General features: G+C 57.3%; 13 protein-coding genes and 1 tRNA gene. 2 read left to right on the top strand and 12 right to left on the bottom strand.

Annotation, left to right across the window (positions count from 1 at the left end; translation table 11 throughout):
- Positions 1–528: 528 nt before the first annotated feature.
- The 5 genes from Q4P78_RS07665 to Q4P78_RS07645 form a co-directional block, all read right to left on the bottom strand.
- Positions 529–1389 (bottom strand): PHP domain-containing protein, encoded by an 861-nt coding sequence (locus tag Q4P78_RS07665; protein ID WP_303339774.1) that lies wholly within the window; start codon positions 1387–1389, stop codon positions 529–531.
- A gap of 112 nt (positions 1390–1501) precedes the next feature.
- Positions 1502–1575: transfer RNA gene (locus tag Q4P78_RS07660), tRNA-Met, on the bottom strand.
- Between the two features lie 168 nt (positions 1576–1743).
- Complete coding sequence (locus tag Q4P78_RS07655) at positions 1744–4752, bottom strand: UPF0182 family protein (RefSeq protein WP_303339773.1); 3009 nt, start codon at positions 4750–4752, stop codon at positions 1744–1746.
- A gap of 198 nt (positions 4753–4950) precedes the next feature.
- Positions 4951–6231 (bottom strand): PDZ domain-containing protein, encoded by a 1281-nt coding sequence (locus Q4P78_RS07650; protein ID WP_303339772.1) that lies wholly within the window; start codon positions 6229–6231, stop codon positions 4951–4953.
- Between the two features lie 104 nt (positions 6232–6335).
- Positions 6336–7238 (bottom strand): hypothetical protein, encoded by a 903-nt coding sequence (locus Q4P78_RS07645; protein ID WP_303339771.1) that lies wholly within the window; start codon positions 7236–7238, stop codon positions 6336–6338.
- 175 nt (positions 7239–7413) lie between these two features.
- On the opposite strand from Q4P78_RS07645, the gene Q4P78_RS07640 reads away from it, so the two are divergent.
- Positions 7414–8421, top strand: coding sequence for a S9 family peptidase (locus tag Q4P78_RS07640; protein WP_303339770.1), 1008 nt, complete (start codon positions 7414–7416; stop codon positions 8419–8421).
- A 108-nt stretch (positions 8422–8529) separates the two neighbouring features.
- Here Q4P78_RS07640 and Q4P78_RS07635 read toward each other — a convergent pair whose 3' ends face one another.
- The 7 genes from Q4P78_RS07635 to Q4P78_RS07605 form a co-directional block, all read right to left on the bottom strand.
- Positions 8530–9939, bottom strand: coding sequence for a zinc-dependent metalloprotease (locus Q4P78_RS07635; protein WP_303339769.1), 1410 nt, complete (start codon positions 9937–9939; stop codon positions 8530–8532).
- Positions 9940–10081: 142 nt separating this feature from the next.
- Positions 10082–11542, bottom strand: coding sequence for a mycothione reductase (locus Q4P78_RS07630; RefSeq protein WP_303339768.1), 1461 nt, complete (start codon positions 11540–11542; stop codon positions 10082–10084).
- Positions 11543–11766: 224 nt separating this feature from the next.
- Positions 11767–12675 (bottom strand): ParA family protein, encoded by a 909-nt coding sequence (locus Q4P78_RS07625; RefSeq protein ID WP_303339767.1) that lies wholly within the window; start codon positions 12673–12675, stop codon positions 11767–11769.
- 245 nt (positions 12676–12920) lie between these two features.
- Positions 12921–13490, bottom strand: coding sequence for a MerR family transcriptional regulator (locus tag Q4P78_RS07620; RefSeq protein WP_303339766.1), 570 nt, complete (start codon positions 13488–13490; stop codon positions 12921–12923).
- 257 nt (positions 13491–13747) lie between these two features.
- On the bottom strand, positions 13748–14527 hold the full coding sequence (locus Q4P78_RS07615; RefSeq protein WP_303339765.1) for a MerR family transcriptional regulator: 780 nt from the start codon (positions 14525–14527) through the stop codon (positions 13748–13750).
- A gap of 655 nt (positions 14528–15182) precedes the next feature.
- Positions 15183–15569 carry a glycine cleavage system protein GcvH gene (gene gcvH, locus Q4P78_RS07610; protein ID WP_303339764.1) on the bottom strand — a complete coding sequence of 129 codons (387 nt, stop codon included), beginning with the start codon at positions 15567–15569 and terminating at the stop codon, positions 15183–15185.
- Positions 15570–15908: 339 nt separating this feature from the next.
- Entirely contained in the window at positions 15909–19403 is a 3495-nt protein-coding gene (locus Q4P78_RS07605) for a bifunctional proline dehydrogenase/L-glutamate gamma-semialdehyde dehydrogenase (protein WP_303339763.1), read from the bottom strand.
- A gap of 470 nt (positions 19404–19873) precedes the next feature.
- Between Q4P78_RS07605 and Q4P78_RS07600 the strand changes: the two genes are divergently transcribed.
- The gene (locus Q4P78_RS07600) at positions 19874–20776 is read left to right on the top strand and encodes a LysR family transcriptional regulator (RefSeq protein WP_303339762.1); all 903 of its coding nucleotides are present in this window, start codon (positions 19874–19876) and stop codon (positions 20774–20776) included.
- The last annotated feature ends 179 nt before the right edge of the window (positions 20777–20955 follow it).

Raw genomic sequence — 20955 nt, 5'->3', positions numbered from 1 at the left:
GCGCGGTACCGTTTCGTGAAGATTGTGGCAAAAATGCCGCAAATTCGTAATGATTCATGGACAATCATACCGCATCCGGGGGCGCTTGCAAGCATTATGAGCCGCAGAAATTTAAGACTTAATCACACCCCGGCCGCGGGTTTCAAGCGGGAATTGAGTAACGTATCAACTATTTATTGAAGGTTTAGTGACATATTCGAGATATGCGTGCGCACATGTTACCGCTAGCGGTTGTTTTAAGGCTTCCGCACTGTTAAAAAGGAACTCCGGGAGGGTCGTGAGGGCACGAGGTCAGCGGGCTGTGCCGTTAAGCACGCAGTATTACCTCAGTTGGAGTTGCCCGGTGCGAAAAAGCGGGGCGGGCCTATATCGGCGCACCCCTGGGGCAAGGTTGATACCTTAGCAATAGCTCCGCCAACACCCCAGATAAACGCCCACATAGCACCTATATATAATACACCGCGGCACCCACAGGGCGCCCTATATAAACTACCCACACTGTGTCTATATACATTGCTCACGCAAGGCCTATATACATTGCTCACGCAGGGCCGCTACCGTCGAAGTCGAGGTTGTATTCTCCCCCAACTCATTCGGCTTACCCGCACCATGATAATCACTACTACCGGTCACCAACAGATGCGGGTATCCGCGCACGAAATCCAACAGACGCTCACGATCGGTTGCGCCATTCTCCCGATGAAAGACCTCAATACCACCCAGCCCGGCAGCCACCAACTGCTCCAGATACTCTAGGGAAAGCGCTGGGCCGCGCATACGACTCATCGGGTGCGCAATCACCGGCACACCACCGGCCGCACGCACCAGGCGCACCGCATCCACCGGGTCAAGAGCCAGCTGCGGCACATAATACTTGCTCCCCGTATACAGCAGGCGCTCAAAAGCCGCAGAACGATCCGGCACCGCCCCCAATGCCACCAAGGCATCGGCAATATGCGGGCGACCAATCGCCTGATTGCCCGCACCAGCCTGCGCCGTCACCTGATCCCAGGTGATCGGGAAATCAGCCGCCAGGCGCTCTACCATAGCCTGCGCACGCCCCTGCCTGCTGGCGCGAATACGCTCCACCTGCCGCGCCAGCTCAGAGGTCACCGGGTCAAAACCATAAGCCAGCAGGTGAATAGTCTTCGAAGCGGAACCAGAATCGGTGCCATACACATAGCGGCAGGAGAACTCCGCACCCGGCACAAAATCCAGACCGTACTCCCCCGCCAATGCAGCAGCCTGCGCCCAACCGGCCGTCGTATCGTGATCAGTCAGGGCGAAACCAGCCAAGCCCGCACGCGCCACCAGCGGCACCAGCTCCTCCAAGCACTGAGTGCCGTCAGATAACGCAGAATGAATATGCAAATCGTAGCGAGGTTCCATACAACCATTGTAGACCCGTACCCGCCGGTGCCCCCGGAAACACCAGAACAGCAGGGCACCAGAAAAGGTTAAAGCAAAAAGGCCCTCGAATTACTTCGAGAGCCTTTATTCGTTGCGGGGACAGGATTTGAACCTGCGACCTCCGGGTTATGAGCCCGGCGAGCTACCGAACTGCTCCACCCCGCGGCGACTCATATAACTATACGCGCCCGCCACGAGGTTCGCAAGCCCAAACAGCCATTTGAGAGCAGGAACACATAAACTTGTGTATTAGTGCTCCTGCCCTCTGCACCGGCTTCCCCACACTGGCCGTCTGGCAGAACCAGCACCCGGCACATCGCCAAGCACCCGGCATTACTTACGCGAGGCAGCTTCCAAAGCAAGCGCACGCTCCAACGCCGCCTGCAACTTCTTCTGCGCCTGACCATACGCAGCCCAATCGCCACGCTTCATCGCCTCATCGGCCTCCTTCATCGCGGCAGAAGCATCAGCCAGCGCCTTCTGTAAGGTATCACCCTGCGCACTAGAAGAGCTAGAAGAACTCGAGGAACCAGAGGAGCTAGACGAACCAGACGAGTTGGAATCCGTGCTGCCGCTACTATCCAGCTTCACACCAGAAGAACCACCAAACACCTGATTCAACGCCTCATCCAGGGTCGGAGCAAAACCAACCTTATCGCCAAAACTCACCAGCACACGCTGCAGGCGCGGATACTTCGCATCACCACTAGACTGCACATACACCGGCTGCACATACAACATGCCGCCAGCCACCGGCAAGGTCAGCATATTACCGTTGAGCACCTCAGAAGAACCACGACGCAATAGGTTCAACTGATTCGACACCTCAGCATCAGAATTGAAAATATTCTGCGCCTGGCCCGGGCCCGGCACCACCGAAGAACGCGGCAACTCCAACAAACGCAACTTACCGTAATCGGCGCTACGCTCACCATCCTTACCCGTACCGGCATCACCATTAGCAGCCAAGAAACCGTACATCACATTACGCGAATTATTCGTATCGCCCTGCTGCGGAATAAACGTGGTCGTCAACGAGAAATGCGCACGGTTCTCACCCGGCATCTGCAAACTCAAATAATACGGAGGGATCGCCTTACCGCTCTCATTCGTCGGATCATTCGGAATCGACCACACATCATCATTAGCGTAAAAACTCGCAGCGTTGGTCACATGATACTTATTGAGCATCTGACGCTGCGCACTAAACAAATCAGTCGGGTACCGCACATGCGAGAGCAACTGAGCGTTCATCTCACGCCACGAATGCACCGTCCCCGGAAACACCGACTGCCACGACGCCAAGACCGGATCCTGCTCATCCCAGGCATACAAGGTCACCTTACCGTCATAGGCATCCACCGTAGCCTTCACCGAATTACGCATATAATTCACGCTCGTACGCGAACCCTCCGGAGTATACGCCTGCGCATAGGGCATGTTGCTACTGGTGGTGTACGCATCAACAATCCACACCACACGATCATTAACAATCGCCGGGTACGCCTTCGAATCCACCGTCAAATACGGGGCAGCCTTACGCACACGATCCAGCGGATTACGCTCATACAAAATCTGCGAACCATCACGCACCGCATCCGAGAGCAAAATATCAGAAGAACGGAACTTAATCGCATACGACAGACGCGCCAAGGTATTATCCACACGCGGGCCGCCATAACCGGCGAACGTGTACTTCGCATCGGCGCTATTGGTCTCCTCCGCAGACTGCGGACGATCCAGCTCCAAGGTATCGCCACGACCGCCAACAATCGAATACTCCGGCGAACTCATCCCAAAATAAATACGCGGCTCGTAGCTCTCACTGAGCACACCCGTCGCCTTAATACCGGACTGCATAAACTTCGGGTTACCGGCACTATCCACCTGATTACCGTAGGCTGCAATCACACCATAACCATGCGTGTACACCACATGGCGGTTATACCAAGAATCCCCACGGGTCTGATCCGGGTTCAACTCGCGGGCAGCAATCACAGTATCCTGAGTCTTTTGCCCCACCGCATAACGATCCACCGCCAAATTACTATCAAAACGATAATACGGGCGGAATTGCTGCATCTGCGCAAACGCCGCAGCCACCACATTCGGATCCAGCAAACGAATATTCTCAATCGTCGCGCTCGAGGAACGCAATGCGCCGCTACCAGCCGTACCATTGGCATCATAGGAGGTGGTCTCAATATTATTCAGACCAAATGCAAAACGAGTCGCGTCAATATTACGCTGAATAAACTGCGACTGCGTGCTCTGCTCATTCGGCACCACCTGAAAACGCTGCACTACCCACGGATACAAACCACCGGCAACCAGCGCAATCACCAGCAAAATCGCGGTACCCATCATCGGCAAACGCCAACGATTACGCGCCGCAGCCACCACAAAAAGAACCGCCAACAGCACCGCAGAACACGCCAGGATCATCTGCACCGGAATAGAGGCGTTCACGTCCGTATACATCGCACCAGCCCATTTGCCGCTCTGCGATAGCAAGGAGCGATAACGATCCAGCCAAAAATCTCCAGCACGCACCAGCATAAACAACGCCACAAGCAGCGCCGCATGACGACGGAAATACTTCGAGGTGGCCACACCCTTAGGCAGCACACGAATACCACCGTAGAAATAGTGCATCGCCGCACCACCCAAAGCACTAAACACCAAGGACGCCGTCAGCAGACTTGCCACCAGGGTCAAAAACGGCAGGGTGAACATATAGAAACCATAATCCAGGCCAAATTCAGGGTCTGCCTGCCCAAAGCTACGGCCGTTCATAAAGAGCGCCAGAGTGCTCCATTGATTCACAGCACCCATCGCAATGAAAATACCCAAACCGGCAGGAACCAGGTACAGCAGCACCTTCTTCAGGTTCTCCACCGCCTGACGATAGCGCAGCATCGCGTGATTCAGGCTCTCGCCCATCGCATCACGGAAAAGACGCTCCGCTTCATCGATCGGGGAGGAGTCATCCTTGTCTTCTTCCTCGCGCTTAACGCGGCGCTGCTGACGCGGGCCGCTGCTAAATACCGAACCGGGGGTGCGCTCCAGCGGCTGGGCGTGCTTAATGGCATAATGCATGCTCCACCACAGGGGTACAGCGATCACCAGCGCCGTGATCACAAACGCCGCAGCCTTATACATGATTTGGGTGGTGAACACGCCCGTGAACCCCAGCTGATCAAACCACAGCCAGTCGGTATACAATTGCGTGAACCCCACAAAGCCCAACACCAGCACGGCAACAATGACCAGGGTCAGGCGCAGGGTGCCGAAACGGCGCGGTGGGGTTTTCGATTCGGTTGATGGTTTTTTAGATGCCACAGTGACCTCTTTGCCGGTTGTGTTTCTTCACTTTGGGTCTATTATCTCAAAAGTGGCACCGGCTGTGCTAATACCGGTTTGGGCGCAAAAAGTACCATTGGGCGCAGAAAATGTGAGCCCAAAGCAACAATGTGCGCCCAAAACGGGGCAGTCACGGGGAACGACCCAGACCCCACAACGGGGGTCTAGGGAGGGACGCTAGGAGCAGGTCGGCAGCGAATCCACGCCACCGGAACGAATCGTCTCCAAGGCAGCAACCGCATCATCAATAGTCTTCACCGGAACAATACGCATCTGTCCCGCACGGCGACCATCCACAAAATACGCATCAAAGTCAGGATCCTGACGCTTAGCACGCACAATATCCGCACAATTATCCGCAGGAGCCAAAAAATACGGCACCCCGTGCGCACCCGAAGCACGAATCTTAAAACGAATACCACCAATCGGACCGACCTGACCGGCAGCATTAATCGTGCCCGTACCCGCAATAATATTACGGTTACCTTCACCGCTTTCAGAGAGCAAAGACGTATCGCCCAGGCGGTCAATAATACCCAGAGTCAGCATCATGCCCGCGCTCGGGCCACCAATACCGTCCAGGCTGTACTCAATACTAAACGGCAGCTCATAATCCTGCGCCAGACTAATACCCAGCAGCCAGCGCTCCTGGGCGCCAGAATCAGTATTCACTGTGCCCTTACGCGCAGTCAACTGCACACTATGCTGCGCACCCTCACGCTCAAAACGCACCACAAGTTCACGGCCCTCCGACGCCTGAACCGCCGCGCTCACATCGCTGAGCGTGGAAATAGTCTTATCTCCCACCTGCAGCAAACGATCGCCCGGCTGCAAGACACCAGCCGAGGCACCATCAGAAACCACCGCGCGCACCAGAGTCTTCTCCGTCACCGGCTTACCCAAATAACGAGCGGCAGCCACCGCAGCCTGAGTCTGCGAATCAGCCATCTGCGCACCCGAAGCGCTCTGCGCCTGCTCCTGCGTCACATGCGGGTACAGTGCCTCCGTGGGCACCGCCACCTGATCATAGCCCGTACCATTCTCGGCACGATGCAACCAGGCGGTAAAAGCCTCCACACCACTAATCTGCGTGTACGGGCCGCCCGCCACCGACACAGTGGTCATATTCAACTCACCGGAGCCGCCCGTGCGCGCACCCTGCACCCGAATAATCTGCTCATTCTGGTGAGTGCCCAACACATTAAAGAGCGGGCCCGGGCTATCGACCACATAGGCTGCAGGAGCCACCAGGGCACCGAAACACAGGCTAAAAGCAGCCACACCGCTCACCGCACGCAAACTGGGCATACGCACACCGGGAATGCGCACACGTGCACGGCGTGCACCGGAACGCTGTTTATCGGCCGCGGATATTTTAGCGCTGGCAGGTTCGGTTACGGTAGCGGATTCTGCGGTGTTTTCAGATGCGCTGCTATGAGTCCCGGTGCTTTTAGTCATAGTTCAAGGGTACCGCACTCACACCCGCCCGGCGGCGCACACCGCGCCCCAGTAATTAACGGGAGCACTCACCATAGGGGGCATTCGCCTGCAGAGGAGCCTGTCTAAGAGCAGCGCGGCAGTTCGTTATCCTTGCTGTCACGAATCAGACGCATCGCCTGCACCGCGCCGTCCACAGTGCTCACCGGAATAATACGGATCTCTTCGTAATACGGTATGCCGTCTGTACGGTCGCGAATATACATACGGCTGCTAGGTTTAATATGGGCAAGCTGCTCGCAGTCCTCCTGCGCAATGATGAAATAGGGTGCGAAATTCTCCCCCGCCGCACGCAGCTTATACTCCAGCGCCCCGGCAGAATGGACCGTACCGTCAGCATTCACACGGGCACTACCGGTTAGCCGGTCACGATAAATATTGACCTCGCGACGGTTAACCGGCTGCGAAAGATCCGGCGGGTCAGCCATCAGCTTCTCTGCACTGAGCTTATTAATCATCGCTAGGGTAAGCATCAAATCCTGGCTATTAGCCTCAGGAACATTCACCTGCACCTGCACCGGGCGCCCCAGGTAGTTCTGCGCCGCCAGACGCGCCGCGTCGGGATTCTGCGTGTCTGCGTTTGAGGCGCCGTGCGGGTACATGAGTTCGGTGGGCACCGCCAGATACTGGTAGCCGCTACTTGCCGACGACAACGCCAGCCATGCCGTAAACGCCTGCGCACCGCTATCAGCGCTACCGCCGGGAATGCCGGTAGCGCGTAAGCTCAACACGTAAATTTCACCCGTGGTGGCCTTCTGCTCCTGTACAGTGAGCACATCCTGCCCCTGGTACTGGCCCATAGCGTCGTAGAGAGGACCACCGGTGACCGTGGTGTGGTGGCTGGGGGCGACAAAGGCACCGGCAATCAGCAGCAGGGTTGCGGCGGCGCTGCGTGCGCGCAGACCTTTGGGACGCCAAGCAGCGCGAATGCCGGGTTGCTGTGCTTCGTTGCGGCGGATGCGGAACACGGTGTACCTTTCGCTTGAACATGCGGTGCCTATACATCTATCTTAGCGGGTGCAGGGCGCGCGGGCTGAGCGCCAGAGGAGCGATAGTGTGTGCGGTTTATCTTTTGAATATCCCAGCAATTACTTTACTTTGCAAGGTTTTGCGGGGTATTCTAGACCGACACGAAAGGACACTATGATTAACCGTCGAATCGCCCTGACCGGCATGATCGCCACCGCGGGAGCCACCCTGAGCGCCTGCGCCGCAGCGCAAAATAACAGCGCCTCGCCCGCCGCATCATCGGCCAGCCCCTCACCCAGCCCGAGCCTGAGCAGCCCTGCAAGCGCCTCCCCCACCGCAGAAGCAACCATGCAGGCCACCGCGGAAGCAACCGCGCAGGCGAGCGCATCCACCACCGCCGCACGTATCCCGGCGGATACCTCCCGCATTGTGACCGAGGAGCTGCACGCTGCCGGCCCGCACGGCGATATTTACGGTTATGTGACCGCACCGGTGAATTTTCGTGACACGCAGCTGCCCGTAGTGATTTTCTCGCACGGGTTTAACGGCCGTGCCGAAAGCGTGCGCGATTGGGCGAACGCTATGGCAGCCACCGGTTGCGTGGTGTATTCCTTCGATTTTATGGGCGGTAACCCGTCCAGCCGCAGCGGTAATAATATTTTGGCCATGTCGCCTTTTACCGAGAAGGACGATTTGAACGCGGTGCTGGCAATGATTGTGCAGCAGCCTTTTACCGATACGAGCCGCGTGTTTTTGATGGGTCAGAGTCAGGGCGGCGTGGTGTCGACGATGGTGGCTGAGGAGAATAACGATAAGATTGCGGGCCTGATTTTGGTGTACCCGGCGTTTGTGCTTTTTGATGATGCGCGCGCCCTGTTTAGTTCGGTGGATCAGGTGCCGGCGGTGTATAACCATCGCGGCAATAATGTGGGCCGCGTGTATTTTGAGAAGTCGCTGGACTATGACCCGTATGCGGATATGCCGAAGGTGAGCAAGCCGGTGCTGATTGTGCACGGGGACGCCGACCAGATTGCGCCGCTGCGATATTCTCAGCGTGCGGTGAGTACATTTAAGGATGCGCGCCTGGAGGTTATTTCTGGTGCCAGCCATTTCTTTAATGCTGCGCAGACGGCTCAGTCGAACCAGTATATTACGGCGTTTTTGAACCAGCATATTCGCTAAAGGAGCGCGGTATAATACCGACTCAATACGCTCTATATTCTAGATACACTAAAGCCCGGCTAGTGATTAGCCGGGCTTTAGTTCTATGTATCAATGCTTCAGAAGCTTTTAGCTCTCAAAGCCGCCGTCGAGGAGCTTCTGCAGCTCAGAATCAAAATCATCATCGCTGACCTGCTGCGAGGCCACGCGGGCAGCATAGGCGCCCGGGGTCTCCAACTCGTCAGCGGTCGGCAGAGTCTCCGGGGCAGCCCACAGGCCGTCACGAGCCTCATAGCCATGGTTCTCCTCAAAGTTACGCCAAAACTCCTGAGCCTCACGCACCAGACGAGGACGCATCTCCAAACCAACCAGGTTCGCAAACACCTGCTCGGCAGGACCGCCCTCAATACGGCGGCGGGTCATCATCTCAGCCATCTTCGCAGACCCCGGCAGGTTACGGGTAGCCTGCTCCGTCACCAACGAAACCCAGCCCTCAATCAAAGCCAACAGCGTCTCCAAACGAGCCACCGCCAGCTCCTGATCCTCAGTGCGCTGCGGGTTGAGCATACCGCCCTCCAGCGCCTCCTGCATCTCCTCAGGGCTGTGCACATCCAGGGTGCTCATCGAATCCTGAATACGGTTCATATCCACACGAATACCGCGCGCATAACGAGCCACCAGCGCATTAATATCCTCCAGCAGCCACGGAGTATGACGATGCAAACGCACCAGTGCCGCCTCACGCACCGCCAGGTACAGCAGAATCTCCTGAGCGGGAACCTCAATCTCCTCGCTCAGCTGCGCATACCCGTTCGGCAGCAGCGCGGTACGACCCGGCGCCAACGGGAACCCAATATCGGTCGAGGTGTACACCTCATCAGCCAGCCCGGCCAACGCCTGAGCCGTCTGCGCACCAAAAATAGTGGCACCGATATTATTCAAAACACCATTATTGAGGATCTGCGCCATCTCCGGCGGCACATCCCCCGGCATGGGCATAACCATCGACTCGGTCACCTCAGCAGCAACCGGCTCGATCATCGTACGCCAGGAGGAGAACGACGCGTCCAGCCACTCCGTTTTACCCCACGCTTCCAGGGGAATATTATGGCGCTCAAACACGGTGGCGGTATCCAGCCACAAATCCGCCAGGTTCGCAGCGTCCACCGCAGCGTACTCCAGGTTCGTCGGCACGCTCGGGTCAGAACCGCGGCTAATGAGCTGACGGGTCTGCTCCTTCACCTGCGACCAATTCACACCCTTCTCAGCAGCCCCGCCCTGACCGGAAAACATGGCCTGCATCTGCGAAAACATGCCCTGCAGCATCGACGGATCAAACGGCAAACCCATATTCTTCAACTCTTCAGGGTCAATATTGCCGTCCAAAGGCAACGAAAACATGCCGCTAAAGGGGTTGTTCGCTGCAGCTTGGGCGTCGGCGGCGTTCTCAGCGGCCGGGTCGAAGCCCTGCTCACGCAGCTTCTTCAAGAACTCTTCCAGAGGATCATTCTGGGGGTTATTGTTGCTATTTTCTGCCACGATTATCCTTTCATATCGTGCACTGAAGACTCTTTGACATCAACGCTACCACAAGCATAGCCGGTGAAGCTGAGAACCAGCTGAGCATTGAGTCAAAGACACTCAAGTTTCGGCCCTGCGCTACGACAAGCGCGAGACAGCGTTAGAGAGCAGGCTGCGGGCCAATCTCCAAACCCAACAGGGCGTTCTCCACCACCTCGGTCAGCGCCGGATGAATCCAATACTGCCCGCGCGCCATCGAATGCACATCCAAATCGAACGTCATCGCCTGCACCAGCGGCTGAATCAACGTTGCAGCCTCCTCACCCACAGCAAACGCACCCAGCAACTGCCCGGTATCGGCGCGAGCAATCAGCTTCAACGCACCCACACTATCTTCCATCGCCCAGCCATAGGCGGTATCCCCATAATTCTGGGTCTTCACACGCACCTCAAAACCTTCAGAGACAGCCAACTCGCGCGCTTCGGACTCCGTTAGTCCCGCATAAGCAATCTGCGGGTGACTAAACACCGCGGCAGGTACCGGGCGATTATCATCGGCGCGCAAATCATGCGGGTGGCTCAGATTATGCTGCACCAGGCGCGCCTGATGATTCGCCACATGCTTGAGCAAGTGATCCGAGCTCACATCGCCCAGCGCGTACACACCCTCCACCGGCTCCCCGTCCGAGAGCACCCGCTGATAGCGGTCCACGCGCAAACTGCCGCACTCGGCAACATCAAAGAACTGCGCCGCATCCAAACGATCCGTATTCGGGGTGCGCCCGGTAGCCACCAGTACCGCATCAGCCTCAAACTCAACGGCACGGCCCTCATGCTCGCATACCACCGTTACCGCGCCGGTACCCGCACCATCAGAGGCCGGGCGAATCTCACGCAGCGCATGATTCGTGGCAATCGTCCACTGCTCACGCGCAGAAGACTCAAAACGCTGCACAATCTCCTCATCCACACCGCGCAGCAGCGTCGAGGAACGATGCACCTGCGTCACCTGCGAACCCAAAGCCGAGAACACATGAGCGAACTCCGCCGCAATCACGCCACCACCGAGCACCACCGTACGCGCCGGCAGATTCTCCAGACGCATCATCGTGTCATTCGTATGCACCTGCGGCAAATCAATACCCGGCACCTCTGGCAGCACCGCGCGTGAACCGGCCGCAACCACCACCTGACGCCCACGCACACGCACACCGCTAGAAGTCACCAGCTCATGAGTGCCGGTAAAACGCGCATACTCCGGGTAAAAATCGACATTGGGCAAACCCGCACGCCAATCCCGACCCCCGGCAGAAATCCGGTCAATACGCTGCCCAAAAATACGCTCGCGCATACCCACCCAATCCACCGATTGCACACTGGCCTGCACGCCCAAAGCCGCAACCTCACGGGTCTTAGCCGCGATAGTTGCCGGGTACACAAACATTTTGGTGGGAATGCACCCCACGTTCAGGCAGGTACCGCCAAAAATACCGCCGTCAATGAGCGCCACATGCTTATCGTCCCACTCGGGGCCAATAATCGTATTGCCCGACCCCGAGCCAATAATCACCAGATCGTACAGCTTCACGCCGTTCTCTTCAGCCAGATTCTCAATACTCATGGGTATTCTCTTTCATCAGGGGCGCTCACAGCGCACACTCAAAATACAGGTGCCGGATTATCTACACCAGGGCAGCAGAGCCCTGTAGCGGGTGCAAGAACGGTACCCACCACTATAACGATGGGTACCGTGCTTCTTATTCCGTGACGTTATTTCTTAGCATCATCTAAGGATGCGCTCTTATCAGAGGCCTCAGCGGTTTCAGGCTCGTCCGCAGATTCCTCCTAGGAAGCAGAATCCTCAACCTGAGAATCCTTCACCTCGGCAGTATCCGCAGATTCCTGCTGAACCTCAGCCTCCTTGGCAGGCTCTTCCTCATCGGACACCTGCGCCATCAAACCCGCCAGCAGACGCGTCAGACGAGTCGAAATATCCACCGCACCCTCATCCGGCCAAAAATGCACCGGATGCGCCGCACCGGTCGCACGCTGAAAGTCAGGGTTCTCGTATAGCATCGGCTCAGCCACCAGCTCACCAAAGAGCGTGCGCATCTCCTCGCACCGGTAAATATGCTCCGGCTCCTGCGGGCGCACCTTATTCATCACCACAGCTGCCGCCTCAACATTCGTATCGGCTGCATCCTGCATCTTGGCAATAGCGCGCAACGTACGCTCAGTACCCGCCACAGAGAACAGCGAAGGCTCCGCCACCGACAGCACACGCTGGCTGGCAGCCCACCCCATCGCCGTCAACGTACCCTGGAAGGGCGGGCAATCAATCAGAATCACATCGTAACGATTCCCGGTAGCCTCAATCAGCTCACGCATTCGCGCTACAAATGGCAAAGCCTTCTGCGTATCAATCAGCGCCGAACGGGTAGAGCCGCGAGCCACCATAATCTCGCCACCGGACACCGGGCGGCTGGTCAGCAAAGTCGGCTTGCCTGCCTGCGCATTCCACCCGCTAGGCACCACAGCGTCCAGCAGGGCACGATTGTTACGCCCCACCAGCATGGCAGCAATATCGGTGCTCTCGGCGTCCACTGCCAGAGCCGTGCTCGCATCAGCGTGCGGGTCAAGGTCAATAACCAAAGTCTTCAAACCGCTATGCAAAGCGGCGGATGCCAAGCCGAGAGTCAGCGAGGTTTTACCCACGCCGCCCTTGAGGCTGCTGATACTAACGATGCGAGCCATAGCGTGTATTTATTCCTATCCGTCAAGGATTATAGCTACCGTTAAGGTTGAATGAGTGCCTTACCATTCTAGCAATATTTGCCCGGTGTCCAAGACACTATGACAGCTTTTTACAGCTGGTTCCCGGTGCCCTCCACCACGGGACCGGCATGCCTTCCGCACTGCACGCAAAGCGCACTCCTACAGCAGGCGGGGCGTACAGGGTTTACCCCCGCACGCCCCGCACACTACATATCTATAACCGCCTACAGCGCCTTACGCGCACGAGCGGCAGCAAGCTCATCTTCAATATGGGTCTCTTCACCCGGCTGACCGTTGAGCGTCTGTTCAATCTCAGCCCACACGCGCCCAATCGCAATACCGAACACACCCTGACCGGCCTGCACCAGGTCAATCACCTCACTGGGCGAGGTGCATTCGTACACGGTCGTACCGTCACTCATCAACGTAATGCCGGCCAAATCTTCAATACCGCGAGAACGCAAATGCTCAATCGACGAGCGGATCTGCTGCAAAGATACACCCGTATCCAACAGACGCTTCACAATTTTGAGCACCAGCACGTCACGGAAACTATACAGGCGCTGCGTGCCCGAACCCTTAGCGCTACGCACCGTAGGCACCACCAGCTCAGTACGCGCCCAATAATCCAGCTGACGGTAGCTAATACCCACCGCCTTGCACGCCACAGAACCACGGTAGCCCAGGTTTTCTTCCACCACCGAGACCGGGTCGTCAAAGAGTACACCCTGTTCGCCACGAACGGGCGGGGTTGAGGGCATAAGCGCCTCAAAGCCGTCTAATGGCTGATCCATCGGTGCCTCCTAGTATGTTGCGTGCGTTCCCGTATTCATCCTACCGGGTTCTGCCCTGCTTGCACAGTGCGCCCGGCATAATGACCGCCGCTGTTAGTTAACAGCGAAAACCACAGCTTTAAGCGGGTTACCGCGCCCAATAGCGCGGTTCTTCTATCTTAACCGAAAAATAGCCATCTTTAAAACTGAACGCGCCGGCATCGTGTACATTCGACACCGGCACGTCCCCTGCCCGCCTCTATAGTGCGCGGTGCAGACTAGTTCGCTTCGTAGCTGGGCATAGCGCCCTCAACCAGGCTCGCGTGCAAACGCAGGCACAGGTTACGAATCGTATTCGCACGCTCCTGAGCCTTCGACAGCGACGCAGAATCACGGCGCGAAGCCAAAGGCGCCACCGCAATCTCCACCAGGTCAATCTCACGCTCAGCAGCGGTCTTGAAAGAACGCAGGTGACGCGGCTGAATACCGTGCTGAGTCAGCTCCATGCTGGTTTTCACCGTGATCATGTCGTACTCGTCGTACCCGCCGTCGGAGTTCTTCTCGATCAGGTCGTACTCGAGCAGATCCTCCATCAAATCCGCGCTCGCGCCGGTGTAGTCACGCAGCTCCTGCAGGGTGTAGGTGCGTTTGCGCTCACCCTGGCTGCCAATAACCTTCTCAAGTACTTCTTCCGACACAGCCACCGGGATAGTGGTGACGCTCTGCCCGGCGTCCAACTGCAGCAGATGCTGACGGATCACCTTCAGCGGCATGTAGTGGTCACGCTGCATGGTCAGGATATAGCGCAGACGCTCAATATCCATCTGGGAGTATTTACGGTAACCCTTCTCGGTGCGTAGAGGCTGCACCAGGCCACGGTCTTCTAGAAAACGAATCTTAGAGGCTGTAATAGCAGGGAATTCGATGTCGAGCTGGCTGAGAACCTGTCCGATGGTACGGCTTTTAACGTCGCGAGGGTCGCGACTTTCTTCACCGCGCTCAACGCCCCCCTTCAGGGCTTCAGCGCGTGCGACGTTTTCGTCGAGGTGCGAATTCATAGTGTTCTTTCAAAAAGAGTGGCAAGCGCGTAGCTGCTTCACGGGAGTGAACCGTATCGGTAGCTATGCCGGTTGAGTGAGTGGCGACGCCAGCCAGATGTTCATTTGTGTTTGAGAGTGATGAGCACCGCCCAGCTGTCCCGCCGCATGGATTAGAAAACGAGCGCATACGTGAGAAATAATGCGCCCGCACAATGGTCTTTCTAGCCCTGCAGAAGGTTAAGGCTGAATCAGCTCCTTAATCTTAGCACCCGTTTATACCCTGTGCTATCAAAAGGGGCATGCACGGGGCGGATTTTTTGATTCAAACTCGCCAGTACAGCTTTAATAATATCTCAACCAGCATCTCGAACAACAGTTAATCAACCGACAGAGGGTGATATTAAGCTTCAGGTGGAGGGTTGTAAACTATTTACCGTGCAAGAGATTTACAGCACGCACGCGCACCTAACTCTCAACTGACACTTGAGATAGCGCTTCAGCAAGCGGTGCAGAATGGTTCAATACGGTACTCTTCTACGCCGTAACAATGTGCCCTAAGAGCACACAGCAAGAGCATACGCTACTGATCCACCGTGCCCCCTCACGCAACAGGCACGCCGCGAGGGTATGCAAAAAGCCCGCCGCATACGCGACGGGCTTTTGACACACGATATTAGTCCAGTTCTGCCTGGTAAGCTTCAGCGCTGAGCAGGCCAGCCAGATCGCCCTCGTTAGCAGGACGCAGCTCAATGAGCCAGCCCTCGCCGTAGGGGTCATTGTTCACCAGAGCCGGATCGTCCTCCAGGCCCTCATTGACAGCCACAACCTCGCCGGATACCGGAACGAACAGGTCAGAGACACTCTTGGTGGATTCAACCTCACCGAAGGTCTCGCCAGCATCCAGGCTATCGCCCACCGAAGGGAGGTCAACGTAGACCACATCGCCCAGGGCTTCCTGAGCGTAATCGGTGATGCCGATACGGACAGTACCCTCTGCGCTCAGAGCGGCAACCCACTCGTGCTCAGAGGTGTAAGACAGTTCTGCGGGAACGTTGCTCATAGCATGTTTCCTTTCAGTGTGTACGTGCACTCAGCACCGGGTGGCACTGCGCTAGTCGCTCAAAGGTGGGAAGCGACTCCTATAGTGCAATTATCGCACACAAACGTAACCTCCAGCACGTTATTGTGCACCCTACGCCAACTATTTCACAAAACTTTTTTCACACCCCGGGATTCCCCGCACGCTCATCGCAAAGCCAACCCCATATTCTCCCGCTATTGTTCACTCCCCTGCCTCCCTCAACACCGCGAGCATACGCAAAACCCCCGCGTTCCTTAGGAACACGGGGGTTTTACTCAAACACTATTACCTCACGCTACATACGCAGCGTGCGGCTGCTTAGCGAGACTGAATAACAGCCTCAGAGAAGCGGTTCGGGTTACCGAAACGGTGTGCGGTAATCGAGACAGCCTGCTCACGCAGGTAGGGCAGCATTTCGATGCGGCCAGCCTCGGTGACCGGGTGGAAGTACACTGCAACATCCGGGCGGCCTTCCAGAGCCTCGTAAACCGAGAGCACGTCGTCGCCGATGTAGCGGATGCGGGTGCCTTCCAGCGGGGTACCCACCAGAGCGCGAACCGAGGTCTTAGCGTTGGCCTTGAGCCAGGAGCGCCATGCAGTGTCGGACTCAACAGCGTACTTCACGCCGTTGTTCTCCAGGATGCCGCGAACAGCAACCGGCAGGTCCTTACCAACCGACAGAGCGATCGGAGCGCCAGCAGCCAAACCAGCCAGAACCACACGCAGGGTCTCAACCGGGTTAGCAGACTCGTCTGCACGTACCCAAACCTGAGTCGGCATGTAGCGCAGGATGTTGCGCTCAACGCCCAGCTTGGAGGGATCGTGGCCGTAACCGAACTCGGTCTCCCATGCGTGAGCATCGGAAGCGGTTGCGCGCTCGATGTAATCCAGGTCTGCGCCTGCGCACAGCTGAGCATCCTTGGAGGTTGCCAGAACCTCACGGACAGCCAGGGACTGAGGAACGGTGGTAGCGGTTGCTTCTGCGTTCTCCCAATCGGTCAGTGCGATCAGGTAGTTCGGGCCACCAGCCTTGGTACCGGAACCCACGGTGGACTTCTTCCAACCACCGAAGGGCTGACGCTGAACGATTGCACCGGTAATCGGGCGGTTCACGTACAGGTTACCTGCCTGAACCTTGGAGAGCCACAGCTCCAGCTCGTCAGCATCCAGGGAGTGCAGACCAGCGGTCAGACCGTAGTCGGGAGCGTTCTGCAGCTCGATTGCCTCTTCCAGGGTCTCAGCAGTCATGATACCCAGGATCGGGCCGAAGTACTCGGTCATGTGGTACTCGGAACCGGGCTTGACGCCCTCGCGAACACCGGGGCTCCACAGGCGACCGGTCTCATCCAGCTCCTTGGGCTGAACGAGCCACTTCTCGCCCGGACCCAGAGTGGTCAGACCGCGCAGCAGCTTCTCTTCGGGCTTCTGAACAACGGGGCCCATCTGGGACTCGATGTCCTGCGGGTGTGCCACGTGCAGGGAGTTCACAGCGTCCAGCAGCTGGCGGCGGAAGCGCTCGGACTCAGCAACGGAACCGACCAGAATCACGGTGGAGCCAGCGGAGCACTTCTGACCTGCGTGGCCGAATGCCGAGTAAACGACGTCCTTCACAGCCAGGTCGATGTCAGCGTTGGGGGTAACGATGATGGAGTTCTTACCGGAGGTCTCACCGAACAGCGGCAGGTCTGCACGCCAGGAGCGGAAGAGCTCAGCGGTCTCGTAGCCACCGGTCAGGATCAGACGATCAACCTCGGGGTGAGCAATCAGGACCTTACCAGCTGCGCGGTCAACAACCTTGACCAGGCGCAGAACCTCAGCAGGAACGCCAGCTTCCCACATAACCTCAGCAATCAGGGCACCGGTGCGAGCGGTGATGGTTGCGGGCTTGAAAATAACAGCGGAACCTGCTGCCAGACCTGCCAGCACACCGCCGGCGGGAATAGCGGTCGGGAAGTTCCACGGCGGAACAACCAGGGTCAGGTCAACGGACTTAGCCTTAGCGCCGTCCATCTCTTCCAGGTTCTCAGCCAGCATTGCGTAGTAGTACGCGAAGTCGATTGCCTCGGAAACCTCGGTATCGCCCTGTTCCAGGGTCTTACCTGCTTCTGCAGCCATAACTTCCAGGAAGTCGCCACGGCGCAGAGCGATTGCCTTACCGACCTTGCGCAGGATCTCAGCGCGCTCCTTACCGGAGAGCTTGCCCCATTCCTTACCTGCCGCTTCGGTATCCTTGATCAGCTTCTCAGCTTCTTCAACGCTGGTCAGCTCGTTAGCCTTCAGGGTTGCGATACCAATTTCAGAGGTCTTGGAGCGCTCGAGGATTGCGCGACCCCATGCACGGTTGCCAGCCAGAGCCGGGTCGGTGTCGGGGGTGTTCTCGAAGCGGCCAGCGGGAACGAAGACATTCTCTTCGGTCTCGGTGGAGCGGTTCTGGGTACGCTTTGCTGCGGGAACCTCGTCGGTGACGGACTCCAGTGCACGCATGAAGCGATCCTCTTCGCGCTTGAAGATCTCCGGATCGGAGTACAGGTCGAAGATACCGGACATGAAGTTCTCGCTGGAAGCGTTCTCTTCCAGACGACGAATCAGGTAGGCGATTGCAACGTCGAATTCCTTGGGGTTAACCACGGGGACGTACAGCAGCAGGTGGCCAACGCGGCGGCGGATAATCTCCTGCTGCTGCTCAGCCATACCAATGAGCATCTCGAACTCAACGCGATCAGCAACGCCGCGCTCCTCAGCCAGCAGCAGTGCGAATGCCACGTCGAAGAGGTTGTGACCTGCAATGCCCAGACGCAGGTTCTTTGCATGCTCGGGGCGCAGAGCGTAATCCAGGATGCGCTTGTAGTTGGTGTCCGAAGCCTGCTTGGTGTCCCAAGTGGTCACGGGCCAGCCGTGCATAACGCCTTCCACGATTTCCATGGAGAGGTTTGCACCCTTAACCAGGCGAACCTTGATGGGGGAACCGCCGGACTCAACACGCTTAGCAGCCCACTCCTGCAGCTTCATCATTGCGCTGAGGGTATCGGGCAGGTAAGCCTGGAGCACGATGCCAGCTTCCAGGTTCTTCAGCTGGGGCTGGTCCAGGATCTTGGTGAAGACCTCGATGGTCATATCCAGATCCTTGTACTCCTCCATGTCCAGGTTGATGAACTTGGTGGGAGAGGTGGATGCTGCCAGCTCATAGAGCGGGGTCAGGCGGCGAACTGCCTCGGCAACGACCTCGTCGTATGCCCAGTGCGAGTGCGGGCCGGAAACAGCGGACACCTTAATAGATACGTAGTCAACGTCGGGGCGAGCCAGCAGACGCTTGGTCTCGGAGAGGCGACGCTCTGCCTCGTGGTCACCCAGGACGGCCTCGCCCAGCAGGTTAACATTCAGGCGGTTACCGGTCTTGGTCAGCTCTGCAATTGCATCGCCCAGCTTCTCATCGGAAGCGTCAACAATCAGGTGACCAACCATCTCGCGCAGCACGCGACGTGCCACGGGAACGGTGGGCCAGGATACCTTAGAAGCCAGCTTGCCACCCAGACCAACAGCAGACTTCATGTACCAGGGCAGGAAGGACGGAGCCAGGTTTGCGATACGGCCCAGGTTACGGCCGGAAACATTGTCGTCCTCGGGACGGATAACGCCGTCCACGAAGCCCACGGTGAAGGGCAGACCGTTCGGGTCCTTCAGCACACCTGCCAGCTGCTCTGCAGCAAAGGTGGGCTTAATTGCCTGAGACTCGTCCACCCACTGACGAACGAGCTGGCGTGCTTCCTGAGCCAACTTCTGGTAGTGCTCGGTAGCAAAAGGATGCGTCGTCATCCTCGACTCCTTTACTTCAAATACATAGCGTGCCGCTTGACGGGCGACACACGAGAATTAATCAGATATCTCTATTTCACCACATAAGGGTGGCTGATACCTCATTAGTAAAACTGAATGTTTACGGCAGTTTTTGTTTAGAAAATCTAAACAATCACTTAAGAGGTACACCTTGCTTCCGCGCAATACCGGGCAAGAGGAACTTACCCAGCAAGCCTTCAGCCATCTCCCAGGTTACCTTAAGGTCAATAACCTTAGCCATCTCGGCAGAAATTCCACACTCTGACACTATCCCGGCACTACCCCGGAGCTTAAAACCACGCCCAAAGCACCAGAATATGACGACACCAGAATGGCAGCACTCTGCATCAAGACCGCACAATCCTCGCCCTAACACGCTACGACCGGTACCATTAAAAACACCAAACACCCCACCAGCGCACCACGCGCCACACACACCACGAGGCACCATGTACGATCTGCGACGCATGCAAATGCTCCTAGAAATCCACGAACGCGGCACAGTCATCGCCGCAGCCAACGCACTCAACCTCACTCCCTCCGCCATCTCCCAGCAAATCGCCAACCTCGAAAAAGAAGCCGGAGTACAACTACTACGCCGCGTCGGCCGCCGCGTACAGCTCACCAGCGCAGGACTCATCGTCGTCGAAGCAGCCCGCACCATCCTCGGCGAAATCGACCGCATGACCACCAACGTCGCCTCCCTCGCCGAAGAAGCAGCAGGCGTCGTCAAACTCGCCATCTTCCAGTCAGCAGCTTTTGCACTCCTACCCGGCGCACTCACCTACCTCAAAGAACACGCACCGCAGCTCACCCTCAAAGTGCTACAAATCGACCCCGAAACCGGGCTATCGCTCACCCGCAGCCGCGAATACGACATGGTGCTGACCGAAAGCTATCCCCAGCATCCCAGCCCCCAATACACCGACCTGCACACCGAGCTACTTGTCGAAGACCCCCTGCACCTGATCGTGCCCGAACACAGCGGAATCACCTCCATTCGCCAGGCGCATAGTATCGGATGGGCTCTCGAGCGCGAACAAAACACCTCCGCGCAGTGGGCAACTAACCAGTGCCGACTCGCCGGATTCGAACCCGATATTCGCTTCCACGCCAATGATATGATCACCAACTCGACCCTGGTTCGCTCCGGACACGCGGCAAGTATCGTCTCCGGGTTCGTGCTCGCAGCCCTATCCAATGCCGAAGGAATCAGGGTTGTGGAGCTGCCCAACTCCCCCTACCGTTCCATCTACACCGCGGTGCGTAAAGACTCCGCCAATAACCCGGCGGTTGCCATGGTCCGCGAAGCCATGCACTACGCCGTACAACAGCGCGTATCTCACAAATAACAATGTGACGATGTCAGATACCACGCATGGGATGATGCTCTTTAGCTCCGGAAGGGCTGGGACGTAGGTGAACCCTGAAACGCTACTCCCCTGGCATCGTCCCATGCGTCATAAGCGGCTTGAACACACTATTAGAGTCCATATGCTATATGCTTGATAGGCTCGGCACACTCAACACA

It is taken from the genome of Rothia sp. (in: high G+C Gram-positive bacteria) (genome assembly GCF_030540545.1).
Taxonomy (GTDB): Bacteria; Actinomycetota; Actinomycetes; order Actinomycetales; family Micrococcaceae; genus Rothia.
Note: the sequence above shows the minus strand (reverse complement) of the source record. Positions and strands in the feature narration are given on the sequence as shown.